Source organism: Polymorphum gilvum SL003B-26A1 (assembly GCF_000192745.1).
GTDB classification, from domain to species: Bacteria; Pseudomonadota; Alphaproteobacteria; order Rhizobiales; family Stappiaceae; genus Polymorphum; species Polymorphum gilvum.
This window is the reverse complement of record NC_015259.1, coordinates 635,001-650,343: the sequence shown is the minus strand read 5'-3', so window position 1 is coordinate 650,343 and position 15,343 is coordinate 635,001. Positions and strand designations below refer to the sequence as shown.

The following is a 15,343-nucleotide window of genomic DNA, read 5'->3' as shown; positions in this document are numbered from 1 at the left end:
CTTGGCCGGGAAAGGCATTCCATCGCGATCACTAAGAAGGAGAACCACGATGTACCGGACGATCCTGCTGGCCTATGACGGCAGCCGGCAAGGCCGCGAGGCGTTGGACCAGGGGGCCGAGCTGGCCTCGCTTTGCCGGGCCCGTGTCTACCTCCTCGCCGTCGTTGCCCCCGAGCTGGGTGTTGCGCTCGCGGAAGCTGCGGCACCCTCAGACTTGCCGGAGCGAGAATATCAGGAAGTGCGCCACCTCCTTACCGAGGCCGCCGAGACCTTGCAGGCATCCGGTCTGCCGGTCGAAACCCGCCTGGCCGTCGGCAATCCGGCGGAAGAAATCGGGCGCACGGCCCGTGAGGTCGGCGCGGAGCTGATCGTCGTTGGCCACCGCGAACAGACCGCGCTGGCGCGATGGTGGCGCGGCTCCACTGGCGCTTCCTTGCTTGCTCACGCGCCGTGCAGCTTGCTTGTTGCAGTATCGAAGGAAGATGATGCTGGATTCACTTTTCAAGTGCGACACCGAGGTTGAGGGCGAAAGCCTCGATTGGTGTTCGGAAGCCGAGGCACTTTCGAGGCGTTGTGTTGAGGCTCCAGATCACGTCGTCGATGCCGTCATCGGTGTAGTCTCCGAGGCGGGTCTTGCGCGGCAGCTCGCGGCGCAGGCGGCCGTTGCTGTTCTCGATCGAGCCGCGCTGCCAGGGGCTGTGCGGGTCGCAGAAGAAGGCCCGGATGCCGATGGCGTACTGGCCAGAAGGAAGCCGGCACCGAGATCGGCCACGAGTTCCTCCATGGTGCGGGCGTCATCGCCTCTTTCGTTGTGTGACGGAATGGGCAATTCAGTCACAGAAATCAAGCGCCAAAAATCCAACTAATCCCATAGCTTCCGGGCCATGCGGCGCTCTTCGGCGCCGACGGCATCGCCGTAGATTGCCGTGGTCGCCAGCTTGGCGTGACCCAGCCATTTCTGAAGCAGCGTGATCGGAATCCCGCGCTCCAGCGCGGCCACGCCAAAGCCGTGGCGCAATCCCTTGGCTGTCGCGTGCGGGCCGCTGACACCCGCCGCCTCCATTACCTCCTTAACACGCCGGTGCCCGGTCATGCGGTGCCACGGCCAAAGCCGCACCGAAGTGCCGCCCGACGGGGCACCCTGAGCGGCGCGCACCCCGTGCACACGATCGAGTTCAGCCAGCACCGTCGGCGACACGGGCACCGCCCGATGCACGCCTAGTCGGCGCTTTTTAAGGCTTCGGAAGACGATGACGCCCGCGCGCAGATCGATGTGATCGGCGGTCAGAGCGAGCGCCTCGGAAAGGCGGCAGCCCGTGTCCTTGAGCACCAGGCAGAGCGTGTAGACCTCCGGCGCCTGGTTCTTCGCAGCCTTGATGAATGCCCGCCGTTCGGCCTCGGTCAGGTACTTCCGGTGGCCGGCCGTGTCGAACAGGCTCCAGTCCATATCGCCTCGCGTCTGAAAGAAGGCCGTCCCTCCGTTACTGTTTCAACTTCTTGAATCGTAACGCAGGACCGCTTGGGCGAGCGACACTATTGCCCATTCTGTCACTCACTCGACCTGACGCCCTGTTGCAGAGAAACCACGATTCTTCTTCGACGCGGGTCGGTTGGCTTTTTTTCGACAACCCGCTTCGGGAGGACAGGATGTCAAGGAGTTGGCGCACGTTTCCAGTAGTCGCGTTGCTTGCACTCACCGCCTGCATTGGCGGCGACAGGGTCGAGGTCAGAATTATCGGCAAGGAGAATTTGGGTGAAGGATCGGCCCGGACCTGCATGGTGAATGTGGAGATCACCAACCGAGGTTCCGCCATGTTGAGGACTTTCAACTACTGGCTGTCCTTCAACGACAACCGGAGCAATGTGCCTTGGCCCGGTCCGGTTAGCGACGTTCCTGCCGGCGGAAGCAAGACAAGCTTTGTTCAATTCGTAGGTGTCCCCTGCGCTCAGGTTCCGGCCAGGCTAGAATTACGTGTACTGGAATGCGTCATGGGCGAGCGCGACTGCACGAACGCTGTCTCGTTACGGTCTTGACGGATCGGGCAATGCACAGAGGCTGACTAAGAACGAGAGAAAGGCGGCCGTCAGGCCGCCTCCTCCGCTTCGGCGGAATGCAGGCCACCGAGGAAATCGGTGGCCTTGGCTGCCTGAGAGGCGGCGTGAAGATGGCCTTCTTGTCGGCGTTGAGCGCCTTGACCCAGTTGTCGATATAGGCGGCGTGGTCGGGACACGGGGTAAGCGTCACGCTGCCATCGAAGGAACTCCAAGGGAGCCAGCCCGTGAGGGGAAATACGTCCAACACAGGAAGGCCGCTTCAGCCGCCGAATGGAGCGGGCAGGCCGGACGGCGACCTTGGGCAGGCCCGATGCGGGGGGCACAAGTTGGCAAGAGAGGGTATCGCACCAAGGCGCCATTAGAGAATCGACTCCGGCCCAAGGGGTCGTCCGCTGCCACCGCATCAGGCAGCGTCAGCGCGGGTCCCGGAGTGGCGGCGTAGTGTGACGTCGGGAGTGCTCCCTGCTCGTAAGGTGCACCCTGATGTATCATGCTCGCTGCGAAGAGAACTGGGCGATTCCTGTTGCTTCATGTACCCCGTGAAGAAAATAGAACCGTAAGGGCATGCCACATGGCGCGAATCCGCAAAGTCGAAATCAACAACTTCCGTTGCATCCGTTCCTTTGTCTGGTACCCGTCAGCCGGCATCAACTGCCTGATTGGTCCAGGAGATAGCGGCAAGTCGACCATTCTCGACGCACTTGATCTGTGTCTGGGCGCTCGCCGCACCCTTCAGTTCACCGACGCCGATTTCTATAACCTCAACGTCGATGAGCCGATCACGATCACGCTGACAATCGGTGCGCTGGATGAAGCGCTGAAGAATATCGAGAGCTATGGGCTGTTTCTGCGCGGTCTCAATGCGGCGACCGGCGAGATGGAAGACGAGCCGGAAAAGGGCCTGGAAACGGTCCTGTTCCTCCAGCTGACTGTGGGGAGCGACCTCGAGCCCGTTTGGACGCTCGTTTCCGAGCGGGCCAAGGCGCAGAACGCAACGCGGAACCTGACTTGGAAAGATCGCGTCGCCTTGGCGCCGACGCGGATTGGGGCGCTGGCGGAGTCCAATCTCGGCTGGCGGCGCGGATCAGTTTTGAATCGCCTGACCGACGAGAAGGCGGACGCGTCGGCAGCCTTGGCGAAGGCGGCGCGGGATGCACGCTCGGCCTTCGGAACGGATGCGGAGAAGCAACTCGGCGAGACGCTGAAACTCGTCGGCGAGGCCGCGAGAGAGCTGGGGATCGATATCGGCGCGAACGCGCGCGCGTTGCTCGACGCCCATTCCGTGACGTTTAGCGGGGGAACGATTTCGCTCCACGACGCTGACGGCGTGCCGCTTCGAGGACTCGGTATCGGGTCGATGCGGCTGTTGATCGCCGGATTGCAGCGCAAGGCGGCCGAGACGTCGTCGATGCTGCTTGTGGACGAGTTGGAGCACGGTCTCGAACCGCACCGCATCATCAGGTTTCTGGGGTCTCTGGGTGCTAAGGAGACGCTACCACCGCTTCAGGTGTTCGCGACGACACATTCCCCGGTCGCGCTGCGAGAACTCTCGGGAGCGCAGCTGTTCGTCGTGCGGGAAACGGCAACGGGCCATTCCGCGACGTGCGTGGGCACCGATGACGACGTTCAAGGAACCATTCGCCTCTTCCCGGAGGCGTTCTTGGCAACGTCTGTGATGGTTTGCGAAGGGGCGAGTGAAGTCGGCCTCCTGCGGGGGTTGGACCATTATTTCACGACGCAGAACGCAACCTCGATCTCGGCCTGCGGCGTGTCGCTGGTGGACGGCAAGGGTGTGTCGAAGCTTTTGAAGTTGGCGAAAGCCTTCATGGCGCTTGGATATCGCGTGTCTATTCTGCGTGACGATGACGTCCAGCCGGACGCCGCGGAAGAAGCCGCGTTCAAGGCCGCGGGCGGCGAGGTGATGATGTGGCGCGATCGTCGCGCCCTCGAAGACGAGCTGTTTGCGAGCCTGCCTGCGGCTGCTGTGGGTTTGATGGTCGAGAGGGCTGTTGCCTTGCATGGCGAGGCGCTGGTCGATGCGCACCTCAAGTCGACCTCGGCGAACACCTGTGACCTGGCGCGGGCGCGGGCGGAAGCTATCTCCGAAACAGTTTCGGGCGAAGTGAGGACGGCTCTAGGAAAGGCATCCAGAACCAAGGAGACACCCTGGTTCAAGAACGTTACGGCCATGGAAGGGGTGGCCTGCGACATCGTCGGGCCGCATCTGGCGCAAGCCGACGACGGGTTGCGCGCGGTGGTGGATGCGGCGTTTACGTGGGCGCACCATGCCTGAGCCGGAGATCGACCTCCTTGCCATTGCGCGTGGCACCGTTGCGGCACCGGCCGGGTGCGGAAAGACGCACCTGATCGCCGAAACGCTGAAGCGGCACACGGGCACGAAGCCAATCTTGATCCTGACGCATACGAATGCGGGGGTGGTGGCGTTGCGCGCGCGCCTCGACAAGGCGGGCGTGGCAGCGAAAGCCTATCGGCTGTCGACCATCGACGGTTGGGCCATCCGCATGGTCGGATTGTTTCCAGCGCGGACGGGGCTCGATCCGGCTACCTTGAAACTGAACGACGCGCGGCCGGATTACCCAATAATCCGCGAAGCGGCTTGGCGACTGCTGAAGGGCGGGCATGTGCTCGATCTGCTCAAAGCCACCTACGCGCGGATCATCGTCGATGAGTACCAGGATTGCTCGATCGGCCAGCACGCCATCGTCTATTACGCCGCTCCGGCGCTGCCCGTTTGCGTGCTGGGCGATCCGATGCAGGCGATTTTCGGCTGGCCGGGAAACGAGCTCGCCGATTGGAACGCGCACGTTTGCACGCATTTCCCAATCGTCGGAGAATTGGCGACGCCTTGGCGGTGGCGGCTCGCAGGGACCGAGGACCTCGGTGCTTGGCTGCTCGACACACGGCGTCGGCTGCACGCCGGGCAGACGGTGGATCTGACCGCCGCACCGCGCGAGGTGAGCTGGGTCAATCTGGACGGAACGGAAGACCGGGTGCGGCAGCTTCGTGCTGCTGGCACGGCGCCCGTCACGGCCGGCGGTTCCGTGCTGATCATCGGCGACGGCGCGAAGCCAGAGAGCCAAAGGCTGTTTGCTAGTCAGATACCGGGAGCGGTCACGGTTGAAGCGGTTGACTTGCGGGACTTGGTCTCGTTCGCGCGGGACCTTGATCTGGCTGCTGTTGATGCGCTGGGACGCATCGCACGTTTTGCTTCGACATTGATGACCAATGTCGGGCCTGATGACCTGCTACGCCGCGTCGACAGTCTCGAACGTGGGACAGCGCGCCGGGAGGCGTCGGAAACGGAGACGGTCGCGCTACGGTTCAACCGTTTGCGAACACCGGCCGCAGCCGCGGACCTGCTTGTCGCGATCAGCCGGGATGCAGGGGTGCGGACGTACCGTCAGGCGGTGCTTCGTACGTGTCTGAAGGCGCTTCAAAGCTGCGAAGGCGCAGGCGGAAATTCATTCCATGAAGCGGCACTCGCCGCCCGCGAGCAGAACCGGCTGGTCGGGCGTCCTCTACCACGACGCGCTGTCGGCAGCACGCTTCTCTTGAAGGGCCTGGAAGCGGACGTTTCGGTCGTTCTAGATGCTTCCGTTCTCGACGCGAAAAACCTTTATGTGGCGATGACGCGCGGTGCCCGTCGGTTGGTGGTTTGCTCGTCAGCTTCAACGCTTCCCTAAGGAGGCCTGACCGAAGACCGCCCAACCGGCGGACGCGGAAAACCGCAAGCAGAGAATCAGCTTCGGCCCAACGGGCAGTCCGTGTCTGGGGGCGTTTACGGGGCAAGGGCCCTTATAATGGGTGCCGGAAATCGTCGAAGGCGGTGGCAGGCATGGGAACTCTTTCCCCCAAAGATATGTTCGAAAGAAAAGAAAGCCCCCGACAAGCGAGGGCTTTCCGACTGGCTACCCACCTTGGAGGGTCGGGCAGCAGTTCTTTGTACACTTTTTGTTCTAATTTTTCAACTAGAACTTCACGCGGAGGTTCAGAGCGTACAGGTGGATAGCGTCGGTGCTGGTACCGGTCAGATCCAGATCCAGGTGACGGTAGAGAGCAGCCAGGCTCACACCGTTACCCATGTTATACTGACCTGCCAGACCCCACGCTGTGGCATCATGATCGACAGTCGTTGCGATAAACATATCGCTGTGGTGCGAGTAGTCGGCAGCCACCTCGAAGGCATCCCACGTATAGCCTAGCTTCACATAGTAAAAGCTCGGATCATCGTTACCGGCAGATTTGCGATCCAGGCTTTGTTGGCCATAAGCAAATGTACCGCCGATACCGCTGTCATGCTTCACCGACACCGAACCAGCCCACTGGTGATCCAAGATATCGTTTGTTACGTTTGTCACAGCACCGCCTCCAGTCGAAGCGTTGCCGTTATTGAAAGCTACATAACCTACCCCACCGCGTACTTCGAACGCATCGATCTTGCCGCTGTACAGAACAGCTGCGTCGATGTCACCGCCTTGAGCAGTAGCAATGCGTGCTTGAAAACCGTTGAAGATAGGCGAGTCGTAACGGATGCTTTGCACGCGGTCGCCAGCGTGCGAGCGCGACCCGATGCCATCCAGGTTGTCGAACACTTCGCCGACGGTACGCACTGGCGTCCCGGCAATGTTGTTCTGACGGAAACTCAAGCCGCCGCCGAAGCGGTCAACGCCCGAGCCCAGTACGTCGTCAGCGCCAGCGATGTCGATCTCGGTGATGCCATCGGTAGCGGTGCCGGTGCGGCCTACGAATACGGCGCCCCAATTACCAGCCAGACCCACGCGGGTGTGGCGTTCGGTGATACCGGCGGCGGCGATTGCAGCGGGGGTGCTAGCTTGGTTGGGAGCAACACGTTGGGCGATGTCGTTAGAAGCGCCTTGGTTGGATTGGACCTCAGCTTCCAGCAACACCGAAGCGGTCAGGCCGTTCGACAGGGCTTGCGAGCCGCGCAGGCCGAAACGAGTCGAGGACTTGTCGTTGTCGACGAAGTTCACTTCGGTATCGCGACCGTCGTCATATACCAGAACCGATTTGTTCACTTGACCATACATGTCAACATCTACGGCAGCTGCGGTAGCAGCGTTCAACGCCACGATTGCAGTACCAGCAAGAAGAAGGGATTTTTTCATTACAATTTCCTTTAAATTGCATGTTAGAAATACGCAGATTTAAGCAAGCTGATTCTATCTTGTCGATAAATAATCAAAGTAATATCAGTTTTCAGCGCATCCCTATATGGCAAATTGGCAACATGTACGAATAATATACAATCATCTGTAGATTGAAATTCTTGCAAAATAGAATCCAACCATAAATTTGAGTAATGAAGTGCCCATGGGTCATTTTTGAGATGACTTTATTACCCCGTAGGCTGACATCAGGGGCACCAATTATACGCTCGCGCGGAGCTCGGCTTATCTATCGGCGCGCTCTGCAAAGCCGCTGGTGTATACTTGGCTGCGTATTACTAGTGACGTTCGGGACGGGGCATCATTCCGGAGACGGAGGCGGCGGTGCGCGCCGCGATCCGTCGATTGGTCAAGCGCTCACGGTCGAAGTCGGAAGGCTCGACGTTGAGGCCGCCTAAGCGGCGGCCTCGGTAATGTTGGTGGCTTGCAGCCCGGCGAGGAAGTCGGTTGCCTTGGCGGCGGCGCTGGCGGCGGCGAAGATGGCCTTCTTGTCGGCCTTGAGGACCTTGAGCCAGCTGTCGATGTAGGCGGCGTGGTCGGGGCGCGGGGTAAGCGTCACCCCCAGGTCGGCACAGAGGAAGGCCGCGCCCAGCTCGGCCACGAGCTCTTCGACGGCATAGGCGTCATCGCCGAACCGCTTGCCGAACTGGCGGTCGCAGCGGCGGGTGTCGCCCGTCCAGTGGGTCAGCTCGTGCAGGAGGGTGGCGTAGTAGCTCTCGGTCGCCGTGCTGGTCTCGGTGCCGAGGAAGCGCTCGCGCTCGGGCATCTGGATGATGTCGTCGGAGGGACGATAGAAGGCGCGCGTGCCGCCGTGACGGATGATCGCGCCGGTGGCGGTGATGAAGCGCTCGGCGGCTGCCACGGTTGCGACGGGGTCCTTGGGCTCGGGGAGCGCGGGCGCCTCGTAGCCGTCCACCTGGTCGGCGTTGAAGACCCAGCTCGCGCGAGCCATGAGGCGCTTGCCGTGCTCGGTCTCGCCGGTGTCGTTCCGCTCTTCCACTTCGAACTCCTTGTAGAAGACCACAAGGCTCGACTTCTCGCCCTTGCGGACCTGACAGCCGTTGGCCTGCCATTGGCGATAGGTGCCCCAGGTGCCGGTGATGAAGCCGCGGGCTTGGGCGGAGGCCCAGAGGCTGACGACGTTGATGCCGCGATAGGCCTTGCTGGTGTCGATGTTGACGGGGCGGTTCAGGCCCTCGCCGCTGCGGTGCCAGGGCATCTGCCAGTCGCCCGCTCCCGCCTCGATGGCGGCGATGATGTTGTTGGTGACCTGGGTGTAGACGTCGATGCGTTCGGTAGTCATGGGGTCCTCTCCTTGTCTGGGAGGCCGCGCCCATCGCGGCCGTCCGATGGCGACCGGAGAGGCAGGGGCAAGCCGGGCGGCGCACCCCAAGAGGCGCGGAGGGGCGAAGCCCCGACCGGGACTTCGCAGCGGGCTGGAGGGAACCGGAAGACGGCGGGCGGGCTGTTTGTTGGAGCGCAGCGCCCGCGAGGAATGCGGCCTCGGCCGCAGGGGAAGAAACTGCCCGACCGCCGTTGCGCCAAACGGCGTCCCTGCCAGGTCAGCCACACCTGAGGACGGCCCGTGGAGCGCGGCATCGGACAAGGTCGAGAGGAGCCCAACCGGACGCCTTCGACGTGCCCAAGGGCACTGCGTCATGCCGCTATCGGGCGCGGGGCTTTTCGACTGGCTGCCCCCACGGGCACCGTGCCGGACAGGCAACCCCGCCCCGCTTCATCCGCCCAGAGCCAAGCCGCGTAGAACCAAGGTCAAAGCCACGTCCGGCCAAGCATTTCCGGCGGATTCATTGGCAATTTGGTGGTAGCGTGGTGGCAGGCAGGGTGGCTGTCAGGGGAGCATTCGGCGCGGGAGGAGCGATGGTGTGGAAGAAGCTGTTCGGGGGTGGAGGCGAGAAGGAACCGTCGCCGCGCGAGATTGAGCGCAACCGCCGGATTGATCGCTGGCTGGATGCGATGGGGCCGGAATGGGCCGAGGCGTACATGATCATCGGAACCGACCCCGCCATTGACAGGGTGTTCTTTGAGAGCCTGCATTACAAGTTGAGAGATGGTGAAATCGAGGAAGCGCGAAAGCACTTACGCGTCTGCATGCGCTTCCTTACTGACGAATCCCGCGAGAAGCTGCGCAACGTCGGCCAGGCGCAGCGCTGGGCCACCTTCGATCAGATGGCCGAAGCGGGCATCGTCATCTCAAGCAACGCGACCTTCCCGATGGACGCGCTGCAAATCGCCAAGCAGCCGGTGCCGGATCGCCCGGACCTTGAGTTCCCGCTCTACTTCCGGGGCGAAGGGCATCTGCTGACGGTGGCCCCCACGGGCGCGGGCAAAGGCCAGCGGCTGATCCTGCCGGTGCTGTTGGATTTCGAAGGGCCGACGGTGGTGCTCGACCCCAAGGGCGAGAACTACGAGCACACGGCCTGGCGGCGCAGCCTCTACGGGCAGGTGTTCAAATGGGCGCCGGGCGTGCCCGATTCCGACTGCTACAATCCCCTCGACCGGGTGACGGGCTGGGACGAGGCACGGCTTCTGGCCGAACTGCTCGTCATTCCCCAGGGCAAGGAGCCGTTCTGGGACGAGGCCGCGCGCGACCTGCTGACGGGGCTGATCTTTTACGTCATCCGCACGCGGCCGGAAGGCCAGCGCAACATGCGCGCGGTCTGCCGCCTGCTTACGCCGAGCAAGGCGGATTTCGCGGCGATGGTCGAAGACCTGCAAGGGTCGGACGACGAGCGCCTGAAGGAGCTGGGCAATATCCTGGAGACGCAGTCGGAGGCGCTGCGCGCCTCGATCTCGACGACGCTGCGCACGCAGCTTGCCATCTGGCGGTCGGACGACGTGGCCAATGTCACCTCCTCGACGACGCCGGGCTGGACGGTCGAGGACATCCTCGTCCGCGACAATATCAGCGTCACCTTCGCCGCCAAGACCGGCCGCGCGCCGGGCTGGCACCAGCGCGATGATGGCGGGGTGACGCGCGGCAGCGCAGCCACGGTCTATCTGGTCGTGCCGCCCGAGAAGATGGCCGCCATGCGCAGCGTGCTGCGGGTGATGCTGGGCCAGCACCTGAGCGAAGCCATCCGGGTGCGCAAGATGATCGACGCGGTCAATGCCGAGGATGACAGCCTGCCTGCCGAATATCTCGATTGGCCGATGATGTTCGTTTTCGACGAGATGCCGCAACTGGGCTACATGCGGATCATCGAGGACGCGGTGGCGATCACGCGCAGCTACCGTGTCCGCCTGTGGCTATTTGCGCAGGACCTGGCGCAGCTGGAAGAGGTGTACCCGAAGTGGCGCAGCCTCGTCGCCAACTGCCGCGGCCAGATCTTCTTCCGCCCGAATGACACCAGAACCGCCGAACACGTGGCCGAGCGGCTGGGTCGGCGCAAGGACATCTGGGGCGGCGAGGATTGGGTGGCCTCGCCCCAGCAGCTGATGGGGCCTGAGTTTCGCGACGACTGCGTGATCTTTCAGGACGGCCTGTCGATCCGGGCCAACCTGTATCCGCCCTACTACGCCAACGAGAAGCTGAAGGAATGGGTGGCGCAGAAGAAGCGCGAGCTTGGCGACACCGTCTACCGCGCGCCGCGCCCCGTCCTGACGCCAGAGTTCGAGCCGGACGAGGACGACGCCGACCTGAAGGACGACCCCGAGTATCAGGCGGAGCTCGCCGCGCTTCAGGCGCGGATGCGGGGGCGCAAGAATGGCTCGCCGCCAATTCCCAAAGCCGCGCCCGAGGACAATGGCTCCAGACCGCCTGAGCGGCCTTCTGGTTCATCCGAGACGCCGCGCCGCCCACCGGCCCCTCCCAGCTTCGACAAATGAACTGAAAGGGCCGCCAGCGCGCCACACGCCCCCTTCAAAACCCTACGGCCTAAAGAGAGGAGCGCCGCCGATGAGATGGATAATGGATAACGTGACGACGATCATTGCGCTCGTTGTCATCGCATTCGGGCTGTTTGTCTGGGTAATGCGCAAACGGTACGCCGAATCCTTTAAGAGTGAGATGGCGCGCACTCAGGCGGAAAGACGCGCTCGCCGCGAGGAGGCTGCACGCCTCCGTGACGACGACTTCTGATTCGCCGGAACGGCACCTGCCCATAGTTGATGGGAATGCAGAGCGGGTTTCTCAACTCGAACCCATTCGAGAGCCCCTTTGCCGCGGTCACAGCAACGCCGGAGCGTCCAGTAGAATGCCACGGAAAGCAGCGGCGCCGAACTGTCCACAGCACTCTGGCCTCAACTACAGGATTTTAATAATACAGGACCATATAGGTATATAGCGGGAGCGTTTATGCGTAATCGCGGGAGCGTTTATGCGTGCCTAATTTTCGCATTCAAGAGATACCGCCACATTCCCCGCGGGAGCGTTTATGCGTGGATAAGTCCTGAAACTCACAGAGCTATCAACAGGACTTCTGGCGATCGATCGATTATTTGCAGACGTGTGTGCGGCTGGGCAGAAGAACGAGACTGTCGGTTGTGGTGTCAAGACGAGCAGCCGGATAGACGACGGCGACTTTGCCGAGCGCTCGGAGGAACGCCTTCTTGAAGTCCCTACGGCCCTGATCGGATGTCGGATAATCGGCGCCAAATTGGAGTTGCAAGGCGCCCCACGGCACCGCCGTGCGTGCTCGCACATAGGACATTCGGTATGTCAGCCAGAGATAGACATCGAGCGCCATGGGTGAACGCTTAAGCGCTCGTAAGGCGCGCAGGTCGATCGGCACGGGGTTCTCCGTGATCTCGGAGAAGAAGCGCTCGGAAAGAACGACGGTGCTCTCCCAGAGCGTGCCCTGGTCGGGTTGGCGTGGGGTCCACCAGAGCGTGGCCTTGTCGGCGATATTGACGTTCTCAAGCCCGAAGGTGCTTCCTGATGAGTAGGTGCAGGAGATCGAGCACGCGAACAGCCGGGTCATTTGATCCCGCAAGCGCGGGATAGTGCCCCAACGGCCGCCGGTAGGAACGAGGTCAAGCTCCGCCATAAAGCGGCTAAGGCTGCTGCCGAGAACGATGTGACGGCTCTTGGTGCGGACAGCCTCGGTCGTCAGGTAACCGGTCACCAGACGCGGAATGCTGCCGTAAGGAAGTCCGATCTTCGAGGGCGCCAGCATCGTCAGTGAGAATGCACCATTGGTGCGAGTGAACTCGTTGCCAGCGACACGGCGATGCGGCATCGTCGCCTGCACCATGGCGCGCGCCATGAACCCGAGTGCACCGGCTTCCTTTGCTGCTTCGAGCTCAATGGCCAAGGCCGTCCCGAACAGCTTGTCAAGCGTACGGGAGATGGGCTGGTTGTCATTGGCGAACTCCGGCAGGCGTTCAGGAGCCATGGGGGCGAAGCCATCGAGTGGCTCCATAGCGTCGAGGTCTAGTAGGTGACGCGCTTTCATCCTCGTTGGCAGTCCTAGTTCTGTTTTTGTTCTAGACACACTAACACAAGGGGATGATGTCGTGGTCAGGAATCGACGCGGACGACGACGAGCGGCGTTGCTGGGAATTGTTGTCGGCTCTTGGCACAGCTTGGTTCTGAGTGTGCCAAAACTGTGCCAAAAACGCCGAAAGCCCCGTCCGTGAGGACCGGGGCCTTCGTATGAAGCGTTGATTTTGTTAGGTAATTTTGGTTGCGGGGGTAGGATTTGAACCTACGACCTTCAGGTTATGAGCCTGACGAGCTACCGGGCTGCTCCACCCCGCGGAGAGGTTTTTTTTGCCTTGGTTACGGGGCTTGAGGAGCGCCGTTGTGGAATGAGGCAAAGTTGAATGTTCTTGCGTTGAGGGATGTCTGCGCTTTGCAGGCCTGGCAGCGACCTACTCTCCCACATCTTAAGATGCAGTACCATTGGCGCTGGGGAGTTTCACGGCCGAGTTCGGGATGGGATCGGGTGGGGGCTCCCCGCTGGGGCCACCAGGCCGGCGAAGCGCAGATGAGAGGAACTGGTCTTTTTTTTCAGGTTTGTTTCTGATCGATGACATCCCGTATTGGGAATGATGCGGTGCGAGGCGCGTTACGAACCGGAGGGTCGCAAGCGCAACGCGCGCCGGCCGTTAGGCCGCCCTTGCGGAGGGCTTCGCCCGTGAGCGGCGCCTGATTACGGACCGGAGGTCCGCAAGGCCGAGGGCCGCCGCGGCTGATGCCGCGCGTGGTTCGCAAGGCCGCGCGTTGGCGCGGACGCCCGTGAGACCGTTTTCAGTGAATGGACATTGACTAATGAGAGTGATCAAGCCGAACGAGCTATTAGTAAGGCTCAGCTTCACGCGTTGCCGCGCTTCCACATGCCTCCTATCGACGTGGTGGTCTTCCACGGCTCTTCAGGGAGAACTCGTTTTGAGGTTAGTTTCCCGCTTAGATGCTTTCAGCGGTTATCTATTCCGAACATAGCTACCCTGCACTGCGGCTGGCGCCACAACAGGTCCACCAGAGGTTCGTCCATCCCGGTCCTCTCGTACTAGGGACAGATCCTCTCAATTCTCCTACACCCACGGCAGATAGGGACCGAACTGTCTCGCGACGTTCTGAACCCAACTCACGTACCGCTTTAAATGGCGAACAGCCATACCCTTGGGACCTGCTCCAGCCCCAGGATGCGATGAGTCGACATCGAGGTGCCAAACAACCCCGTCGATATGGACTCTTGGGGGTCATCAGCCTGTTATCCCCGGCGTACCTTTTATCCGTTGAGCGATGGCCCTTCCACGAGGGACCACCGGATCACTATGGCCGTCTTTCGACTCTGCTCGACTTGTCAGTCTCGCAGTCAGGCAGGCTTATGCCATTGCACTCGACGAGCGATTTCCGACCGCTCTGAGCCCACCTTCGCGCGCCTCCGTTACCATTTGGGAGGCGACCGCCCCAGTCAAACTACCCGCCACACACGGTCCCGGATGCTGTTACATCGCGGTTAGATATCCATGACGACAAGGGTGGTATTTCAAGGATGACTCCACGAGAGCTGGCGCCCTCGCTTCGACGTCTACCACCTATCCTACACATGTCGACACGAATACCAGTGTGAAGCTGTAGTAAAGGTGCACGGGGTCTTTCCGTCTGACCGCAGGAACCCCGCATCTTCACGGGGAATTCAATTTCACTGAGCCTGTGCTGGAGACAGCGGGGAAGTCGTTACGCCATTCGTGCAGGTCGGAACTTACCCGACAAGGAATTTCGCTACCTTAGGACCGTTATAGTTACGGCCGCCGTTTACCGGGGCTTCAATTCGGAGCTTGCACACCTCCCCTTAACCTTCCGGCACCGGGCAGGCGTCAGACCCTATACGTCGCCTTGCGGCTTCGCAGAGCCCTGTGTTTTTGATAAACAGTCGCCACCCCCTGGTCTGTGCCCCTCCTGGCTGGTTGCCCAACCAGAAGGCTCCCTTCTCGCGAACTTACGGGAGCAATTTGCCGAGTTCCTTCAGCACAGTTCTCTCAAGCGCCTTGGTATGCTCTACCAGTCCACCTGTGTCGGTTTCGGGTACGGTCTATACGCGGGGGCTGTTTCCTGGAACACCTTCACCGCACCCCCAATCCAGTAAGGGGATACGATACACGGCATTCGTCACCACCCGCAGGCCCACGAATATTAACGTGGTTCCCATCGACTACGCCTTTCGGCCTCGCCTTAGGGGCCGGCTAACCCTGCTCCGATTAACGTTGAGCAGGAACCCTTGGACTTTCGGCGAGCGGGTCTCTCACCCGCTTTGTCGTTACTCATGTCAGCATTCGCACTTCCGATACCTCCAGCAGCCCTCGCGGGTCTGCCTTCATCGGCCTACGGAACGCTCCGCTACCGCGCACTTGCGTGCACCCGCAGTTTCGGCACATGGCTTGAGCCCCGGTACATTTTCGGCGCGGAACCCCTTGTTTAGACCAGTGAGCTGTTACGCTTTCTTTAAATGATGGCTGCTTCTAAGCCAACATCCTGGTTGTTTTGGGAGTTCTACATCCTTTCCCACTTAGCCATGATTTGGGGGCCTTAACTGGCGGTCAGGGTTGTTGCCCTCTCCACGACGGACGTTAGCACCCGCCGTGTGTCTGCCGGATAGTACTTCTCGGTATTCGGA

The 15,343-nt window shown here is 61.5% G+C and carries 10 protein-coding genes, 1 tRNA gene and 2 rRNA genes (1 of these 13 running past the window's edge); 6 read left to right on the top strand and 7 right to left on the bottom strand.

What is annotated here, in order from left to right:
* Positions 1 to 49: 49 nt before the first annotated feature.
* Both SL003B_RS03105 and SL003B_RS23220 read left to right on the top strand, forming a co-directional pair.
* Positions 50 to 523 (top strand): universal stress protein, encoded by a 474-nt coding sequence (locus SL003B_RS03105; protein WP_013651364.1) that lies wholly within the window; start codon positions 50 to 52, stop codon positions 521 to 523.
* Entirely contained in the window at positions 483 to 866 is a 384-nt protein-coding gene (locus SL003B_RS23220) for a hypothetical protein (protein ID WP_148259242.1), read from the top strand. The genes SL003B_RS03105 and SL003B_RS23220 overlap by 41 nt, the downstream gene beginning before the upstream one ends.
* Here the strand turns inward: SL003B_RS23220 and SL003B_RS03100 are convergent.
* Positions 863 to 1,447, bottom strand: coding sequence for a tyrosine-type recombinase/integrase (locus tag SL003B_RS03100; protein WP_013651363.1), 585 nt, complete (start codon positions 1,445 to 1,447; stop codon positions 863 to 865). The genes SL003B_RS23220 and SL003B_RS03100 overlap by 4 nt on opposite strands.
* A gap of 1,179 nt (positions 1,448 to 2,626) precedes the next feature.
* Here SL003B_RS03100 and SL003B_RS03095 point away from each other — a divergent pair.
* Together SL003B_RS03095 and SL003B_RS03090 are read left to right on the top strand one after the other, a co-directional pair.
* The gene (locus SL003B_RS03095) at positions 2,627 to 4,348 is read left to right on the top strand and encodes an ATP-dependent nuclease (protein WP_013651362.1); all 1,722 of its coding nucleotides are present in this window, start codon (positions 2,627 to 2,629) and stop codon (positions 4,346 to 4,348) included.
* Positions 4,341 to 5,759 carry a UvrD-helicase domain-containing protein gene (locus tag SL003B_RS03090; protein ID WP_013651361.1) on the top strand — a complete coding sequence of 473 codons (1,419 nt, stop codon included), beginning with the start codon at positions 4,341 to 4,343 and terminating at the stop codon, positions 5,757 to 5,759. Before SL003B_RS03095 ends, SL003B_RS03090 begins: the two co-directional genes overlap by 8 nt.
* Before the next feature lie 285 nt (positions 5,760 to 6,044).
* Here the strand turns inward: SL003B_RS03090 and SL003B_RS03085 are convergent, their stop codons facing one another.
* Together SL003B_RS03085 and SL003B_RS03080 are read right to left on the bottom strand one after the other, a co-directional pair.
* Entirely contained in the window at positions 6,045 to 7,202 is a 1,158-nt protein-coding gene (locus SL003B_RS03085) for a porin (protein ID WP_041375340.1), read from the bottom strand.
* A gap of 454 nt (positions 7,203 to 7,656) precedes the next feature.
* On the bottom strand, positions 7,657 to 8,565 hold the full coding sequence (locus SL003B_RS03080; RefSeq protein ID WP_013651359.1) for an ArdC family protein: 909 nt from the start codon (positions 8,563 to 8,565) through the stop codon (positions 7,657 to 7,659).
* 575 nt (positions 8,566 to 9,140) lie between these two features.
* Here SL003B_RS03080 and SL003B_RS03075 point away from each other — a divergent pair.
* Together SL003B_RS03075 and SL003B_RS23505 are read left to right on the top strand one after the other, a co-directional pair.
* Positions 9,141 to 11,108: a type IV secretory system conjugative DNA transfer family protein gene (locus tag SL003B_RS03075; protein WP_013651358.1), complete on the top strand. Its 1,968-nt coding sequence runs from the start codon at positions 9,141 to 9,143 to the stop codon at positions 11,106 to 11,108.
* Between the two features lie 91 nt (positions 11,109 to 11,199).
* Positions 11,200 to 11,361 carry a hypothetical protein gene (locus SL003B_RS23505; RefSeq protein ID WP_206771955.1) on the top strand — a complete coding sequence of 54 codons (162 nt, stop codon included), beginning with the start codon at positions 11,200 to 11,202 and terminating at the stop codon, positions 11,359 to 11,361.
* Positions 11,362 to 11,716: 355 nt separating this feature from the next.
* Here the strand turns inward: SL003B_RS23505 and SL003B_RS03065 are convergent, their stop codons facing one another.
* The 4 genes from SL003B_RS03065 to SL003B_RS03050 form a co-directional block, all read right to left on the bottom strand.
* Positions 11,717 to 12,676 carry a replication protein RepA gene (locus SL003B_RS03065; RefSeq protein ID WP_206771954.1) on the bottom strand — a complete coding sequence of 320 codons (960 nt, stop codon included), beginning with the start codon at positions 12,674 to 12,676 and terminating at the stop codon, positions 11,717 to 11,719.
* Between the two features lie 228 nt (positions 12,677 to 12,904).
* Positions 12,905 to 12,981 (bottom strand) — tRNA-Met (locus SL003B_RS03060).
* A gap of 100 nt (positions 12,982 to 13,081) precedes the next feature.
* A 5S ribosomal RNA gene (gene rrf, locus SL003B_RS03055) occupies positions 13,082 to 13,196 on the bottom strand.
* 304 nt (positions 13,197 to 13,500) lie between these two features.
* Positions 13,501 to 15,343, bottom strand: a 23S ribosomal RNA gene (locus SL003B_RS03050) (it continues 877 nt past the right edge of the window).